Raw genomic sequence first — 15602 nt, 5'->3', positions numbered from 1 at the left:
GCCCCCATGCGCATCGCCAACCTGTCGGGACGGCTCGTCCTGATCGATCCCGAGGGCCGCGCCGTCGACGTCGAGCGGGCGAGCGACGGCCGCTTCGGCCCGTCCCCGCAGGCCGTCTACGCCGACTGGCCGCGGTTCCGCGAATGGGCCGCCGCCGCGGACCTGCCCGCCGGCGCGGAGTTCGACGCCGCCGACCTCGGCTCGCCCGCCCCCGAGCCCCGGCAGGTCCTCGCGGTCGGGCTCAACTACCGCGACCACGCGAGCGAGTCGGGTTTCACCGCGCCCGAGGGGCTGCCGCCGGTCTTCACCAAGTTCGCCAGCAGCATCAGCGGGCCGGTGACGCGCGTCCGGCTGCCCGAGGGCGGCCACACCGACTGGGAGGTCGAGCTCGTCGCGGTGATCGGCGCCGAGGCGCGCGCCGTCCCCGCCGAGCGGGCCTGGGAGTACGTGGCGGGCCTCGCGGTCGGGCAGGACCTCTCGGAGCGCAGGCTGCAGTGGTCGGGGGCCGCGCCCCAGTTCAGCCTCGGCAAGTCCTACCCGGGCTTCGCGCCGATCGGGCCGTGGCTGGTGACGCCGGACGAGCTGCCCGACCCCGACGACCTGGAGATCAGCTGCGCCATCAACGGCGAGCAGATGCAGAAGGGCCGCACCGGCAGCCTGATCTTCCCGATCCCCGAGCTCGTCGCCGAGCTGTCGGCGGTGCTCACGCTCTACCCCGGCGACGTGCTGTTCACCGGCACCCCGGGCGGCGTCGGCTTCGGCCGCGAGCCGCAGCGCTGGCTGGCCGAGGGCGACGAGCTGGTCAGCCGGGTCGAGGGCATCGGCGAGCTCCGCCAGACCTTCACCGCATGAGCGGCGGGCGCGGCCGGGGCGGGGCGGTCTCCCCCGTCCCGGCCGCGCCCGGTTCAGTTCCCGGCGGAGGAGCCGGCGACCGCGGCGGAGTAGGCGAAGGCGAGCTGCTTGAAGTGCAGCGCCGCGCCCAGCACGTGGTGGTCGATCGAGTGCCCGACGCCGGGGGCGATCTCGGCCGTGGCGCCCGGCCCGCCGGTGAAGGCGGCGGCGAACGCGGCCAGCGCGTCCGGCGAGGTGTCCCACAGGGCGTCGTGCTCGGCGAGGACGTTCTGCACCGGCACCTCGACGCGGGCGGCGAGCCCGGCGAGCCGCTCGCGCGCCCACACCGGGGCCCGCTTCAGCTCGATCATCGGCGTCGGGGCGTAGCTGCCGTGCGCGGTCTTGCGGGCCTCCTCGGTGAAGGTGCCGGGCGGGCCGAACATGACCGCGTCGCGCTCGGGCACCGGCAGGTCGATCATCCCGGTCACCGGGATCGCGCCGAGCTGCTCGGACGCCCCGCCCGCCGGGATCCGCGCGCCCATGCCGGTGACGGCGAGGCCGCGCAGCCCCCAGCCGGGGCGGCGGGCCGCGATCTCCACGGCGATCATCCCGCCGATGGAGTGCGCGACCAGCACCACGCCCCCGGTCCCGACCCCGCCGGCGCGCAGCTCGCCGGCGCGGCGCTCGATGACGGCGTCCAGGATCTCGGCCTGCCGGGCGAAGTCGTTCTCCTCCTCGGGGAGGTGGCCGCTGGCGCCGTACCCGGGCCGGTCGATCGTCAGGAGCGGGAAACCGGCGCGCCCGGCGATCTCGGTGAAAGAGCCGAGCGGGCCGCCGGGAACGTCGAAATAGGCGCTCGTGTAGGTGCCGCCGTGCAGGGCGACGAGCAGCGGAAGTCCTTCCGCGCGAACGGCCGGGGAATGGTATCCGGTCGCCACCGGAATGCCGTCGATCTCGACGATTCGCTCTTCCATGGGCGGTTCTCCTTCACGGATCTGGGATGGGGAGTGGTGACCCGCTTTCACCTGCCGTAAGCTAACAGATATATGTGATAACAGCTAGGGATCGAGGAGCGATGTCCATGACCGACGCACTGCCCGACCGCACTCCGGTGCTCATCGCCGGAGGGGGCCCGGTCGGGCTCGCGCTGGCGGTGGAGCTCGGGCATCACGGCGTGCCCTGCACGGTCGTCGAGGCCCGCGGGGAGGTGTCGTGGCTGCGCCCCCGCGCCAAGACCACCTCCACCCGGACGATGGAGCACCTGCGCCGCTGGGGCCTCGCCCGCGAGCTGCGCGAGCGCGCCCCGCTGCCGGTGGAGTGGTCGGACGCGGCGGTGTTCTGCACCGGCCTCACCGGCCGGGAGATCACCCGCTTCACCGGCTGCCTCGGCCTGGACCTCGCCGGCGCGCACCTGGCCGCCGAGCCCGGCCAGCAGGCGCCGCAGCCCCTGGTGGAGGACCTGCTGCGCGCGGCCGCCGGCCCGCGCCTGGCCACCGGCCGCCGCGTCGTCGGCGTCGAGCGCGACGGCGCGGGCGCGCGGGTCGAGGTGCTGGACGCCGCCGGCGCGCGCAGCACCGTCCGGGCCGACTACGTCGTCGGCTGCGAGGGCGGGCGCAGCGTCGTCCGCAACGCCCTCGGCGCCCGCTACGAGGGCGTCGACACGAGCCGCCCGAACCTCAGCGTCGTCTTCCGCGCCCCCGGGCTCGCCGCGCGCGTCCCCTTCGGCCCGGCCGTGCACTACTGGGTGCTGAACCCCGAGCAGCCCGGCCTCGTCGGCCGCCTCGACCTGGACGGCACCTGGTGGTGCATCGCCCAGGGCGTCGACCCGCGCACCGACCGGCGCGACCCCGCCGAGATCGTGCACGCCGTCCTCGGCACCGACGAGCCGGTGGAGATCCTGGCCACCGACGCCTGGCGCGCCCGGATGCTGCTGGCCGACCGCTACGGCGACGGCCGCCTGTTCATCGCCGGCGACGCCGCCCACCAGAACCCGCCGTGGGGCGGGCACGGCTTCAACACCGGCATCGGCGACGCCGTCAACCTCGGCTGGAAGCTCGCCGCCGTCATCAACGGCTGGGCGCCGCCCGCCCTGCTGGACAGCTACGAGGGCGAGCGCCGGCCGATCGCGGCGCAGACCATCGACGAGGCCACCGCGAACATGAGCACGCTCGCGCCCGAGCTGTCCGACCCCCGCCTGCTCGGCCCCGACGAGGAGTTCGCCCTCGCCCTGCCCGCCGTCGCCGCGGCCGTCCAGGCGACCAAGGCCCGCGAGTTCCACAGCCTGCCGCTGACGCTCGGCTACCACTACGCCGGCTCCCCGCTCGTCGCCGAGGAGCCCGCGGCGAGCGGCGAGGACGGCGGCGACGCGCGGGAGTACCGGCCCACGGCGGCGCCCGGCCACCGGCTGCCGCACCGGTGGATCGGCCCCGGCGACTCGCTCTACGACCGCCTCGGGAAGGGCTTCACGCTGCTCGCCGACCGCTCCTCCCCCGCCGCCGGGACGTTCGCCAAGGCCGCCGAGGCCGAGGGGATCCCGCTGACCGTCGTCGACCTCGCCGCCCTTCCCGCCGGCGTTCCCTGGGCGGAGCTCTTCGGCGCCGAACTGGTCCTCGTCCGGCCCGACCAGCACGTGGCCTGGCGCGGCGGCTCCGCCGACGACGCCGAGGCGGTCCTGCGGCGGGCCGTCGGGCACTGACATCGCCCGGCGGGACCGGGAACGGCACCCGGAACCCTTGCTGTTATCAAATATAACTGTTACTTTCCCAGCAGCCGGACCGACCACCGTGTCCGCCTTTACCCGGCCTCCGGCCGCGGTCCCTCTCCACCCGTTCGCGTGCCCGCCGACAGGAATTTCCATCCCCTTTTTCCCTGGCGTGCGGAAAAGAAGCCCGTCCATTGCCCGGCCCACCCCCCAGAAAGGCTCAATGGCGATGTGCATCCCCGAATGGAACAGGCGCGAGTTCATCCGCTCCACCCTGGTCGCCGGCGCCGCCGCCGCGGCCGTCCCCGTCCTCGCCGCGCCCGCCCGCGCGGCCGTCGCGCCCCGCAAGATCGCGCTGACCAACGTCCGGGTCTTCGACGGCACCGCGCTGAGCGCCCCCCGGACCGTCGTCATCGACAACGGCCTGATCGGCCTCAGCCCGCTCGGCGCCGAGCAGATCGACGGCGGCGGCGCGACGCTGCTGCCCGGCCTCATCGACTCCCACGTCCACCTGGAGAACCGGGCCACCCTGGACGCCCTCGCCTCCTACGGCGTCACCACCGCCCTGGACATGGGCTGCTTCCCGCCCGCCACCGTCGACGCGCTCCGCCACCAGCAGGGCGCCACCGACATCCGCAGCGCCGGCACGCCGGGAGTGGCGCCCGGCAGCCTGCAGAGCCAGATCCCCACCTTCCCCGCCTCGGGGATCGTCAACGGCCCCGGCGACGCCCTGCGGTTCGTCTCCGCCCGCGTCGCCGAGAGCTCGGACTACATCAAGGTCATCGTGGACGTCCCCGGCCTGGACCAGCCGACGCTCACCGCCATCGCCCTCGCCGCGCACGGCTTCGGCAAGCAGGTCATGGCGCACGCCACCACGGCGGCCGCGGCGAAGATCGCGCTCGCCGCGGGCATCGACATGATCCACCACGTCCCGCTGGACGCCCCCCTCGACGCGGCGACCGTGTCCTCCTACCGCAGCCGGGGGGCGGTCGCGGTCCCGACGCTGACGATGATGGAGGGCTTCGCGAACCTGGGCATCCCCGGGTACAGCTACGCCTCCGCCGAGAGCAGCGTCGGCGCGCTCCGCCGGGCCGGCGTCCCGATCCTGGCCGGCACCGACGCCAACCACACCCCCGGCGTCCCCGTCCACCCCGCCTACGGCGACAGCCTGCACCACGAGCTGGAGCTGCTGGTCGCCGCGGGCCTCGGCACCGCCGAGGCGCTGCGGTCGGCCACCAGCGCGCCCGCCCAGCGGTTCGGGCTGCGCGACCGCGGCGCCGTCCGCCCCGGCTACCGCGCCGACCTGGTGCTGGTCGGCGGCGACCCGATCGCCGACATCCGCGCGACGCGCGACGTCCAGCGCGTCTGGCTCGCCGGCGTCGAGCACGCCCCGGCGTCCTGACCCCCTCCCCCCACCCAACGACCTCCTGCTCCGAAATGAGTGATGGCGGCATGTCCGAACACCCCAGCGTCCGGCACCTGATCGACGGTGACTGGACCGGCTCGCAGGCCGAGCGCGACAGCACCGACCCCGCGACCGGCAAGAAGATCGGCACCTACTTCGACGGCGACGCCGGCACCGCCGACGCCGCGATCGGCGCGGCGGCCCGCTGCTTCGCCGAGTCCCCCTGGCGGCACGACGCGATGCTCCGCGCCACCGCCCTCGGCCGCCTCGCCGACGCCTTCGAGGCCCGGCTCGGCGACCTGGTCGAGTCCCTCGGCCGCGAGAACGGCAAGCTCGCCGGCGAGGCCGGCTACGAGGTCCACTTCATCCCCCGCGCGCTGCGCTTCGCCGCCGGGCTCGCCCTGCTGAACCAGGGCCGGATCGCCGACACCAAGCCCGGCGTGCAGTCGCTGTCGCTGCGGCAGCCGATCGGCGTCGCGGGCGTCATCGTGCCGTGGAACTCCCCGGCCTACCTCAGCATCCGCGCGATCGCCCCGGCCCTCGCGGCGGGCTGCACGGTCGCGGTGAAGATGCCCGCCCAGGCGGCGCAGACCGGCGCGATCGTCGCCGAGATCTTCGCGGCCGCGGCGGACCTGCCGCGCGGCGCCGTCAACGTCTTCACCGAGTCCGGCGACGCCGGGGCGCGCCGCCTGGTGGAGTCCCCGCTGGTTCCCGTGATCAGCTTCACCGGCAGCACGCGCACCGGGCGGCTCATCGCCCGCGCCGCCGCCGACCGGCTGAAGCGCGTCAGCCTGGAGCTCGGCGGCAAGACCCCGCACCTGGTGTTCGCCGACGCCGACCTGGCCGCGGTCGTCCCGACGATCGTCGCCTCGACCACCGTGTTCGCCGGGCAGTTCTGCATGACCGGCAGCCGGATCCTGGTGCAGGAGGAGATCGCGGGCGAGCTCATCGAGGCCGTCGCCCAGCGGCTGGAGGCCGTCCGGCCGGGGCCCGCCGCCGATCCCGCGAGCGAGATCGGCCCCATGATCGACCTCGCCGCGGTGGCCCGCGTGGACGCCGCCGTCGAGGACGCCATCGCGGGCGGCGCCCGCGCGATCGTCCGCGGCGGCCCCTCGACGCTGCCGCACCTGGAGGGCGGCGCGTTCTACCACCCGACCCTGCTGGAGGTGGACGGCACGTCCGGGCCGATCGTGCAGGAGGAGACCTTCGGCCCCGTCCAGACCGTGCAGCGCTTCGCCACCGAGGAGGAGGCGGTCGAGCTGGCCAACGCCACCGAGTACGGGCTGAGCGCCTGCGTGTGGACGCGCGACAGCGACCGCCCGCTGCGGGTCGCCCGCGCGCTGGACGCCGGCCTGATCTCGGTGAACAGCTGGGCGAACCTCGCCGTGGAGTTCGAGGAGGGCGGCTTCAAGTCCAGCGGCCTCGGGCGGCTCGGCGGCGTCGCGAGCCTGGACGACTTCCTGGAGTACAAGCAGATCAGCCAGGCGTACGCCTGACCCGCCGGGCGGGCGCCGCGGCCGCGGCGCCCGCCCGGTCAGCGCGGCGTGCCGGGACGGCCGCCGAGGTCGCCGGTGACCGCCTCGCTCACGGCGAGCAGGTCCGCGCCGAGGCGGCGGGCGGCCGCCGCCGACAGCTCGCGCGTCGGCAGCGCGATGCCGAGGACCAGGGCGAGCCCGCCGCCCGGCCCGAAGACCGGCGCCGCGATGACCGCGAGACCGGGGATGACGCCGCCCGCCGTCACCGACAGGCGGGTGCGGCGCACCTCCTCGACGATCTCCGCGAGCTCCTCCTCGGTGTGCGGGCGCGCCTCGCCGCGCCGCTCCTGCGCGCGCAGCACCGGCCGGGTGATGGCCGCGGGCAGGTAGGCGACGCAGACGCGTCCGACGGAGGAGTCCAGCAGCGGCAGCACCGACCCGACCCGCACCGCGATCGGCAGCGGGTAGGCGCCGTAGTCCCACCTGATCAGCGTCGGGCCGGCGTCGCTCCACGTCGACAGCGACACCGTGTGCTGCGTGCGGTCGCGCAGCTCGACGGCGTGCTCGGCGGCGATGCCCGCCTCGTCCACCCGGCGCAGCGCCTCGATGCCGAGCCGGCGCAGCCCGCTGCCGAGCGTGTAGAGGCCCGAGACCTTGTCCTGCGCCGCGAGGCCCGCCCGCACCAGGCTGACCAGGTAGCGGTGCACCTTGCTCGGCTGCATGCCGGCGAGCTTGGCGAGCGTCGACAGCGACACCGGCCGCCGCGCCTCCTCCAGCGCGGTGAGGACCTCCATCGCCACCTCGACCGACTGGATCCCCTGGCGTTCGTCACTGACCACGCCCGCACCCTACCGCGTTCACTATTATGCATTGCATTTACGAATAGTGGATTGTACGGTGAGCCCACACCACCCCCGAGAAAGGCTGCCGATGGGTGCCCACCATGTGATCTCCCTGACCCGGCGCGTCCGCGACCTCGACGGGACGCGCGCCTTCTACCGCGAGTTCGGCCTGGCCGAGACCTCCCCCGGCACCTTCGCCACCCGCGCCGGCGGCGAGCAGCTCCACCTGCTGCCCGGCACCGCCGACGAGGTCGCCGAGCTCCACATCGGCGTCGACTCCACCGACGACCTGCGCGCCATCGGCGCCGCCCTGGAAGCCCAGGACGTGCCCGTGGAGCGCGCCGACGGCACGATCCGCGCGGTGGAGCCCGTCAGCGGCGTCGCCGTCCGCCTGTCGGTCGCGGACCGGCTGCCCGCCGACCCCGCGCCGTCCGCCCCCGACCGCGTCGAGCGCACCGAGCTCGTGCGGCGCGGCCCCGTCGAACCGCTCCGGCTCGGGCACGTCGCGATCGGCTGCACCGACGTCGAGCGCGCGAAGGCGTTCTTCCTCGACGGCGTCGGGATGCGGCTGAGCGACTACGTGATCGGCGGCCCGTTCATGCGGTTCGAGACCGACCACCACAACGTCGTGCTGCTGCCCGCCCCGATGACGCTGCTCCACCACACCGCCTGGAAGGTCCGCGACGTCGACGAGGTCGGCTACGGCGGCTCCCGCATGATCGAGCGGCACCCCGAGCGGCACGCCTGGGGCCTCGGCCGGCACGGCGCCTCGGCCAACTACTTCTGGTACCTCAAGGACCCCGCCGGCGCGTTCGCCGAGTACTACCACTCCGACATGGACGCCCTGGCCGACGGCCCGCTGTTCTGGGACCCCGCGCCCGGCACCGGCGACCTGCCCGTCGCCGTCTGGGCCTCGCCCGCCCTGGAGGAGCGGCCGCTCGTCCCCGAGGCGATGCGCCCGCCGATCCTGTCCGCCGACCGCTGACCTCCCCCGCCGCAGCACCCCCTCCCGCGCTCCCGCTCAGGTTCAGGCACCCCCCACCCCCTGGAGAGCCCGCATGACCGCATCCACGCCCCCGCGCCCCGCCCGGCGCCGGCCCGCCCTCGCCGCCGCGCTCGCCGCCGCCCTGCTGACGACGGCCGCCGGGGCCTGCTCCTCCGGCGGCGGAGGCGGCGACGGCGCCCTCCGCATCGTCATCAACCCGGCCACCCCGCCCGCCCTGCCGCTCATCGCCGAGAAGAACGGCGACTTCACCGCCAACGGCGTCAAGGCGAAGATCACCACACTGCCGAGCACCAGCATCACCACCTTCGCGCCCGCCCTCGGCCGCCAGTACGACATCGCCTGGGGCACCCCCGCCGACGTCATCGCCGCCAAGGCCAAAGGCCACGACATCAAGGTCGTCGCCGCCGCCTACGCCGACGGCCGGGACCACGAGCAGGCGCAGGTCTTCGCCGCGAAGAAGGGCGGCGTCACCGCCCTGTCGGGCCTCGCCGGCAAGCGCATCGCCACCCCGTCGCTGTCGGGCACCCTCTACCTGTCGGTGCTGACGGCGCTCCGCAAGAACGGCGTCGACCCGAAGAAGGCGACGCTCGTCGAGGTCCCCTTCCCCAACATGCTCGACCAGCTGAACGCCGGCCGGGTCGACGCCGTCGCGACCATCCAGCCGTTCATCGGAGCCGTCAAGGCCGCCGGGCACACCCCGCTCGGCGACCCGTTCCTGTCCATCGCGACCCCCGCCGTCGCCGGCATGTGGATCGCCGACCGCGCGTGGGCCGAGAAGAACCCCGCCCGCGTCGCCTCCTTCGTCAAGTCGCTGGACGCCGCCGACGCCTGGGCCACCGCGCACCCCGCCGACGCCCGCGCCTTCCTCGCCGCCGCGCTCAAGCTGCCGCCGCAGGTCATGGCGAAGGTGCCGCTGCCGGACTGGCAGAGCGCCGTCACACCCGAGGCCCTCAAGCCCTGGATCGACGCCGTCGCCGCCGCCGGCCAGGTCAACGGCAAGCTGCCCGCGCCCGCCGACCTCATCCTCACCCCCCAGCCGAAGTGATCGAGGTGACCATGCCAGGCCACGCGCACCCGGAGCCCGCGGCGCCGGCCGCCCCGCCGGACGCCGCGCCGCCCCGCCTCCGGACGGAGGACGTGTCGGTGTCCTTCACCGCCAAGGGACGCCCCCGGCCCGTCCTCGACGGGATCTCCCTGACGGTCGGCCAGGGCGAGATCGTCGGCGTCGTCGGCCGCTCCGGCACCGGCAAGACCACGCTGCTGAACCTGCTCGGCGGCATCCTGCGCCCCGACACCGGCCGCATCCTGCTCGACGGGCGCCCCTTCGACCGCCCGACCGACCGCGTCATCACCGTCTTCCAGGACTACGGCCAGGCCCTGCTGCCCTGGCGGACGGTCCGCCGCAACGTCGCGCTCGGCGTCGAGCGGCGCCTCGGCCGCGCCGAGGTCGCCGAGCGCGTCGCCCGCGCCCTCGCCATGACCCGCCTGGAGGCCAACGCCGACGACCTGCCCTGGCAGCTGTCGGGCGGCATGCAGCAGCGCGTGCAGATCGCCCGCGCCCTGGTCATGGAGCCCGAGGTGCTGCTCCTCGACGAGCCGTTCGGCGCCCTCGACGCGATGACGCGCGCCGCCCTCCAGGACGACCTGCTGAAGCTCCAGCGCGCGACCGGCTTCACCGTCGTGTTCATCACCCACGACGTGGACGAGGCCGTGTACGTCGCCGACCGGGTCCTGGTCCTCGGCGGCGCGCCCGCGACCGTCGTCCGCGAGGTCGTCTCCGGGCTGCCCCGCGACCGCGACCGGCTCGACACCCGCGAGGCCGCGGCGTTCGTCGCCGCGCGCCGCGCCCTCGCCGACGAGCTGTGGGGGGAGCGGCCGTGACGCGCCGGTTCGACGCCGCCGGCCTCGCCGCGCCCCTGCTGGCGGTCGCGGCGTGGGAGCTGCTGATCCGCGCCCGCGTCCTCACCTTCACCTACCTGCCCGCGCCGAGCGCCATCGTCGCGGCGGGACGCGACCTGCTCCTGCACGGCGGCCTGCTCGGCGCCCTCCTCCACACGGCGGCGGTGACGCTGCTGGCCTGGGCGCTGGCGTCGGCCGCCGCGCTGGCGCTCGGCACCGCGCTCGGGCTGTCGGCGACCGCCGCGCGGTTCTCGATGGCCTCGGTGGAGGTCCTGCGGACGCTGCCCGCCGTCGCGCTCGTGCCCGTCGCGCTGCTGGTCGCCGGCCCCACCACCGGCGCCGAGACGATGGTCGCGGCGTACGCGGCGGCCTGGCCGCTGGTGATCGGCGTGGCCGCCGGGCTGCGGGCGGCGCCGCGCCGCCTGCTCGACGTGGCCCGGCAGTTCGAGCTGTCGCGGACGCGGGTCGTGCTGTCGCTCCTGCTGCCGGCGGCGGCGCCCCTCGTGCTCGCAGCCGCGCGCCTCTCCCTCGGCATCAGCCTCATCGTCGTCGTCCTCACCGAGATGGTCGGCACCCCGCAGGGCCTCGGCGCCGGCATCGCCGAGAACCAGACGGCGCTCCGCCCCGACGCCATGTGGGTGTACGTCCTGCTCGTGGCCGCCCTCGGCGCCGGGCTGAACGCCGTCCTGCTGCCGGCCGCCCGGCGCGCCGTCCCCTCGCTCCGCGCGGGACGGGCCGCGTGAGCGCGCCGCGCGGGCGCCGCCGCAAGGCGAAGCGGCCGCTGTTCCCGCCGCCCGCCGGCCTGCTCCCGCTCGCCGTCCTGCTCGCCGCCTGGCAGCTCCTCGGCGACCCGCACGCGGCCGACTTCCCCTCCCCCGGCGCCTGGATCGACGCGGGCCGGGCCGTGCAGGACCGCGGCCTGCTGCTGCCCGCCCTCGGCACGACCCTGCTGACGTTCGCCCTCGCGCTCGCCCTCGCCACGCTCGCCGGCGCCGCGCTCGGCACGCTGCTCGGCGCCTCGCCCGCCGCGCGGCGCCTGCTCGGGCCCCTCACCGAGTTCCTGCGCAACTTCCCGCCGCCCGCCGCCGTCCCGGTCGCCGTGCTGCTCATCGGGACCACGCGGGCCACCACCCTCGCCGTCGTCGTCGCGGCGGCCCTCTGGCCGATCGCGCTGAACACCCAGGAGGCGATCGACGCCGTCCCCCGCGTCCGCATCGACGCCGGGCGCGCGCTCGGCCTCGGGCGCGGCCGCCAGATCGCCTCCGTCATCGTGCCGGGCGTGCTGCCGGCGGTCGCGGTCGGCGTGCGGATCGCCGCGCCGATCTGCCTCATCGTCGTCCTGCTCGCCGAGATGCTCACCTCCACCGGCGGCGTCGGCGGCCTCGTCCTGGAGCGCCAGCGCCAGTACGACTCCGCCGGCGTCTTCGCCTGCCTCGCCATCGTCGGCGCCCTCGGCCTGCTCACCTCCGCGGCCGTCGGCCTCGCCGAGCGCGTCCTGCTGCGCCACCAGCCCCCCGACCACGCCGAAGGGAACGCCCCATGACCCCGCGCATCGACGTCCACGCCCACTACCTCGGGCCCGCCGTCGCGCACATGTTCGCCACCGGGTTCCGCCTCGCGGGCGGCTACAAGATCCCGGCGCAGTGGAGCGAGGAGGCCGCCCTCGCCTTCATGGACCGCCACGGCATCGGGACGCAGATCCTGTCGGCCCCCTGGTCCTTCACCGGCACCGCCGACGACCCCGAGCGGGCCACCCGGTTCTGCCGGACGGTGAACGAGGAGTACGCCGCCCTCATCGAGCGGCGCCCCGACCGGTTCGGGGCGTTCGCCTCGCTGCCCGCCGACGACGCCAAGAGCGCGCTCGCCGAGATGCGGCACGCCCTCGACGACCTCAAGCTCGACGGCGTCCTGCTCACCTCCAACGCCGCGGGCCGCCACTACCTCGGCGGCGACCACTACGAGCCGATCCTCGCCGAGCTGCACGAGCGCGGCGTCCCCGCCCTGGTCCACCCGGTCAACCCGCCGTGCCTGGACGCCGTCGGGGGCGGGCGCTCGCCCTCGGTCGTGGAGTTCCCCTTCGACACCGCCCGCACCGTCACCAACGCCATCTACCGCGGCGTGTTCCAGCGCCACCCCGGCCTCACCCTGATCCTGGCGCACTGCGGCGGCACGCTTCCCACCCTCGGCTGGCGGATCTCCGAGCACACCCTCATGGGCATGGGCGCGGACGACGCCGACATCGAACCCGACCACGTCACCGACGTCCTGCGCGGCCTCTACTACGAGACCGCCCTCGCCGGCGCCCCTCACTCCCTCCTGCCGACGCTGGAGGTCACCGGACCCGACCACGTGCTGTTCGGCACGGACTGGCCGCTCGCGCCCGAACCGACCATCGCCCGCAACAACGCGAACCTCGCCGCGTTCCCGCCCTTCACCGCCGAGCGGCTCGACGCCGTCGGGCACGCCAACGCGGCCGCCCTGTTCCCCCGGTTCGCCCAGCGAGAGGAGTGACGACGATGCCGTCCCCCGACGGACTGCCCGACGCCTTCAGGACGGTCATGCGGCACGTCGCCGCGACCGTCACCGTGATCACCGCCACCGGCGACGGCGGGCGGCAGCACGGCATGACCGCCACCGCCGTGTCGTCGCTGTCGATGGACCCGCCCGCCCTGCTGGTCTGCGTCAACCAGCGGACCCTGCTCCACGACCTGCTGCTGCGCGGCACCCGGTTCTGCGTGAACGTCCTGGCCCACGACCAGTCCCACGTCTCCGCCGCGTTCAGCGGCGCGGTCGCGCCCGAGGACCGGTTCGCCGTGGGCGACTGGGGCACCGACGAGCACGGCCTGCGCTTCCTCGCCGACGGCATCGCCAGCCTGGTCTGCCGCAACACCGCGACCATCCCCTACGGCAGCCACACCATCTTCGTCGGCGAGGTCACCGGCATCCGCCGGCACGACGCCGTCCGGCCGCTGCTCTACCAGAACACCCGGTACTGCCGGTGCGAGCCCATCGAGGCCGTCCCGGCCTGACGCCCGACCCCCACCTTCGACATCCGACGAGGACGACCATGGACAGCCTGACCGAACCCGCCGCCCCCGCCGCCGCGGACCTGACCGGCCGGATCGCGGCGATCGCCGCGAACGCCCGCGAGCGCGCCGAGCGGACCGAACGCGACCGCCGCGTCCCGGCGGCCACCCTGGACGAGCTGGCCGCCGCCGGCCTCTTCGAGATCGTCCAGCCGCGCGCGCACGGCGGCGCCGAACGCGGCTTCGACGAGCTCGTCGAGCACGTGCTGACCCTGTCGGCGGCGTGCGCGTCGACCGGCTGGGTCGCCGGCCTGTTCGCCGCCCACCGGTGGCTCCTCGCCGGCTTCCAGGAGCAGGCGCAGCGCGACGTCCTGGACGCCGACCCCGGCGCCCGGATCTGCGGCTCCTACGCGCCCGCCGGCGCCGCCCGCCTCGACGGCGACGGCTACCGGATCAACGGCCGGTGGTCGTTCGCCAGCGGCGCCGACGCCGCCACCTGGGCCGTCTGCGCCTGCTTCCTGCCGACGCCCCAGGGCATCCGCGGCGCGCCCGCCTTCTTCCTCGTCCCCGCCGCCGACTACACCGTCCACGACGACTGGCACGTCACCGGCCTCGCCGGCACCGGCAGCAAGACCCTCGTCCTCGACGACGTCTTCGTGCCCGCCCACCGGCTCCTGCCCCTCGCCGACTCCATGGCCGGCACCACCCCCGGGGCCGCGCTCCGCCCCGACAGCGCCGGCCTGCGGATCCCCATGCTGTGCCACATCCCCTCCTGCCTGGCCGCGGTCGCGGTCGGCGCGGCCGCCGGCGCCCTCGACGACTTCCTGCGGACGGCGGGCGCCCGGGAGACCCGCGGCGCCCTCGCCGGCGGCGGGAGCCGGCTCGCCGGCTTCGCCACCGTCCAGCTCCGCGTCGCCGAGGCGTCCGCCGCCGTGGACGCCGCGCGCGAGATCCTGCTGCGCGACCTGCGCCGGCGCGCGGCGACGAGCCGGGACGGCGCGACCGTCACCGAGGACGACCGGATCCTCAGCCGCCGCGGCCAGGCGTACGCCGTCGCCCAGGCCGTCCGCGCCGTCGAGGCCGTCAACGGCGCGACCGGCGGCCAGGGCCTCGCCCTCGCCAACCCGGTCCAGCGGGCCTGGCGGGACGTCACGGCCGTGAGCCGCCACATCAGCCTCAACTGGGACGCCGTCGGCACCATGGTCGGCCAGTCCGCCCTCGGCCTCCCGCCCCAGGGCCAGTACTGACCGGCCACCGCCTGAGCGGCTTTCGCGACGGCTCCGGCCCGCTCAGGCGGGCGGGCCGGAGCGGAGGGGCGGGGCGGTGGCGAACGGGGCCGTGGCGAACGGGGCCGCGACGTCCAGGGGGATGCTGGCGGTGCTGCGGCCGTGGGCGTCCAGGAGGCGGCCGACGCGTTTGATCCAGCGGAGCGTCACGCAGCGGTCGGCGACGGAGACGTCGGGCCAGGTCTTCAGCAGGCGCGCCTCGAAGGCCGCCAGCTCGTCCATGGAGCGGACCCAGACGTTGACCATGAGGTTCGCCTCGCCGGCGACCGCGAGGACCATCCGGGTCTCGCGGAGGTCGGCGACGGCGTCGGCGACGGCGTCGAGCCGCGGGGCCGGGACGCGGAGCCAGAGCATGGCCGTGACCCGCCAGCCGGCCAGCAGGTGCGCCGCCTCGCAGCGCAGGACGGCGCGGCCGCCGGCCAGCATCCCGTTCAGCAGCCGCCGGACCCGCGTCTCGGTGGAGCCGAGCCGCTCGGCGAGCGCCGTGTAGCTCTGCCGGCCGTCCTCGGACAGGACGCGGATGAGGGCGAGCTCGTCGGCGCGCAGGCTGCCGGAGTCGCGGCCCGAGGCGGCCTCGTGCTCCAGGCCGAGGCGCTGCTCGCGGCTGAGGGAGTCCAGCCGCCACCGGCTGGCCTCCCGGTAGAGCCGCTGCCCCAGATGGGTCCGGGTGAAGCGCACCCCGTCGAGGGAGCCGAGGCGGTGCAGCACGTAGTCGCTTATCCCGCCGAGGTCCCGCGCGGTCACCGTGAGCAGCAGGTCGCGCCCTCCGGTGGTGTGCTCGACGGTGATGGTCTGCGCGTCGGCGGCGATCCGCGCGGCCGCCTCGTGCAGGGCGTCCGGCCGGCAGCCGACCTCGATCATCGCGAAGGCGTTGTAGGGGAGCTGGGACGCGCCGGCGATGCACGTCACCCAGGCGTTCCCCGCGGCGGCGAGCCGCCCCCACCGCCGCGAGAGCGTCGCGGCGTCGACGCCGAGCGGCCCGGCCAGGCGGCTCCACGGCGCCCGCGGGTCGAGCTGGAGGGCGTTGATCAGAGCGAGGTCGAGCTCGTCGATCGCCGGATCCGTGCGCGCCGCCGCGCCTCTGCTGGACATTCGTGCAATTTAGTCGACGGAACGGCAGGAGTCGGAGTC

General features: G+C 75.6%; 15 protein-coding genes. 12 read left to right on the top strand and 3 right to left on the bottom strand.

The features are described from left to right. Positions 1 to 6: 6 nt before the first annotated feature. Positions 7 to 852: a fumarylacetoacetate hydrolase family protein gene (locus tag K1Y72_RS33030; protein WP_220170459.1), complete on the top strand. Its 846-nt coding sequence runs from the start codon at positions 7 to 9 to the stop codon at positions 850 to 852. A 53-nt stretch (positions 853 to 905) separates the two neighbouring features. On the opposite strand, the gene K1Y72_RS33025 is transcribed toward K1Y72_RS33030, so the two are convergent. Beyond that, on the bottom strand, positions 906 to 1805 hold the full coding sequence (locus K1Y72_RS33025; RefSeq protein ID WP_220170458.1) for an alpha/beta hydrolase: 900 nt from the start codon (positions 1803 to 1805) through the stop codon (positions 906 to 908). A 107-nt stretch (positions 1806 to 1912) separates the two neighbouring features. Here K1Y72_RS33025 and K1Y72_RS33020 point away from each other — a divergent pair, with 107 nt between their 5' ends. From K1Y72_RS33020 to K1Y72_RS33010, 3 genes are all read left to right on the top strand, one after another. Next, a complete protein-coding gene (locus K1Y72_RS33020; protein WP_220170457.1) occupies positions 1913 to 3526 on the top strand; it encodes an FAD-dependent monooxygenase in 1614 nt (537 codons plus the stop codon). 229 nt (positions 3527 to 3755) lie between these two features. Then, positions 3756 to 4934 (top strand): amidohydrolase family protein, encoded by a 1179-nt coding sequence (locus K1Y72_RS33015; RefSeq protein ID WP_258574397.1) that lies wholly within the window; start codon positions 3756 to 3758, stop codon positions 4932 to 4934. A 50-nt stretch (positions 4935 to 4984) separates the two neighbouring features. Next, positions 4985 to 6433 (top strand): aldehyde dehydrogenase family protein, encoded by a 1449-nt coding sequence (locus K1Y72_RS33010; protein WP_220170456.1) that lies wholly within the window; start codon positions 4985 to 4987, stop codon positions 6431 to 6433. Between the two features lie 38 nt (positions 6434 to 6471). Here the strand turns inward: K1Y72_RS33010 and K1Y72_RS37455 are convergent, their stop codons facing one another. Continuing rightward, entirely contained in the window at positions 6472 to 7251 is a 780-nt protein-coding gene (locus K1Y72_RS37455) for an IclR family transcriptional regulator (RefSeq protein ID WP_220170455.1), read from the bottom strand. Between the two features lie 106 nt (positions 7252 to 7357). Between K1Y72_RS37455 and K1Y72_RS33000 the strand changes: the two genes are divergently transcribed. From K1Y72_RS33000 to K1Y72_RS32965, 8 genes are all read left to right on the top strand, one after another. Beyond that, entirely contained in the window at positions 7358 to 8239 is an 882-nt protein-coding gene (locus tag K1Y72_RS33000) for a VOC family protein (RefSeq protein ID WP_220170454.1), read from the top strand. Positions 8240 to 8312: 73 nt separating this feature from the next. Beyond that, entirely contained in the window at positions 8313 to 9305 is a 993-nt protein-coding gene (locus K1Y72_RS32995; RefSeq protein ID WP_220170453.1) for an ABC transporter substrate-binding protein, read from the top strand. An 11-nt stretch (positions 9306 to 9316) separates the two neighbouring features. Continuing rightward, positions 9317 to 10141 (top strand): ABC transporter ATP-binding protein, encoded by an 825-nt coding sequence (locus tag K1Y72_RS32990; RefSeq protein WP_220170452.1) that lies wholly within the window; start codon positions 9317 to 9319, stop codon positions 10139 to 10141. Beyond that, entirely contained in the window at positions 10138 to 10902 is a 765-nt protein-coding gene (locus tag K1Y72_RS32985; protein WP_220170451.1) for an ABC transporter permease, read from the top strand. The genes K1Y72_RS32990 and K1Y72_RS32985 overlap by 4 nt, the downstream gene beginning before the upstream one ends. Beyond that, entirely contained in the window at positions 10899 to 11702 is an 804-nt protein-coding gene (locus K1Y72_RS32980; RefSeq protein ID WP_220170450.1) for an ABC transporter permease, read from the top strand. The genes K1Y72_RS32985 and K1Y72_RS32980 overlap by 4 nt, the downstream gene beginning before the upstream one ends. After that, positions 11699 to 12670, top strand: a complete 972-nt coding sequence (locus K1Y72_RS32975; protein WP_220170449.1) for an amidohydrolase family protein — start codon at positions 11699 to 11701, stop codon at positions 12668 to 12670. The genes K1Y72_RS32980 and K1Y72_RS32975 overlap by 4 nt, the downstream gene beginning before the upstream one ends. Positions 12671 to 12675: 5 nt before the next feature. Further along, positions 12676 to 13188: a flavin reductase family protein gene (locus K1Y72_RS32970; RefSeq protein ID WP_220170448.1), complete on the top strand. Its 513-nt coding sequence runs from the start codon at positions 12676 to 12678 to the stop codon at positions 13186 to 13188. Positions 13189 to 13226: 38 nt separating this feature from the next. After that, on the top strand, positions 13227 to 14432 hold the full coding sequence (locus K1Y72_RS32965) for an acyl-CoA dehydrogenase family protein (RefSeq protein ID WP_220170447.1): 1206 nt from the start codon (positions 13227 to 13229) through the stop codon (positions 14430 to 14432). 42 nt (positions 14433 to 14474) lie between these two features. Here K1Y72_RS32965 and K1Y72_RS32960 read toward each other — a convergent pair whose 3' ends face one another. After that, the gene (locus K1Y72_RS32960) at positions 14475 to 15563 is read right to left on the bottom strand and encodes an Lrp/AsnC family transcriptional regulator (RefSeq protein WP_220170446.1); all 1089 of its coding nucleotides are present in this window, start codon (positions 15561 to 15563) and stop codon (positions 14475 to 14477) included. Between the last annotated feature and the right edge of the window lie 39 nt (positions 15564 to 15602).

Origin of the sequence: Actinomadura parmotrematis (assembly GCF_019458805.1) — a bacterium.
GTDB classification, from domain to species: Bacteria; Actinomycetota; Actinomycetes; order Streptosporangiales; family Streptosporangiaceae; genus Spirillospora; species Spirillospora parmotrematis.
The sequence above is the reverse complement of the archived record's forward strand: the minus strand, read 5'-3'. Positions and strand labels throughout refer to the sequence as shown.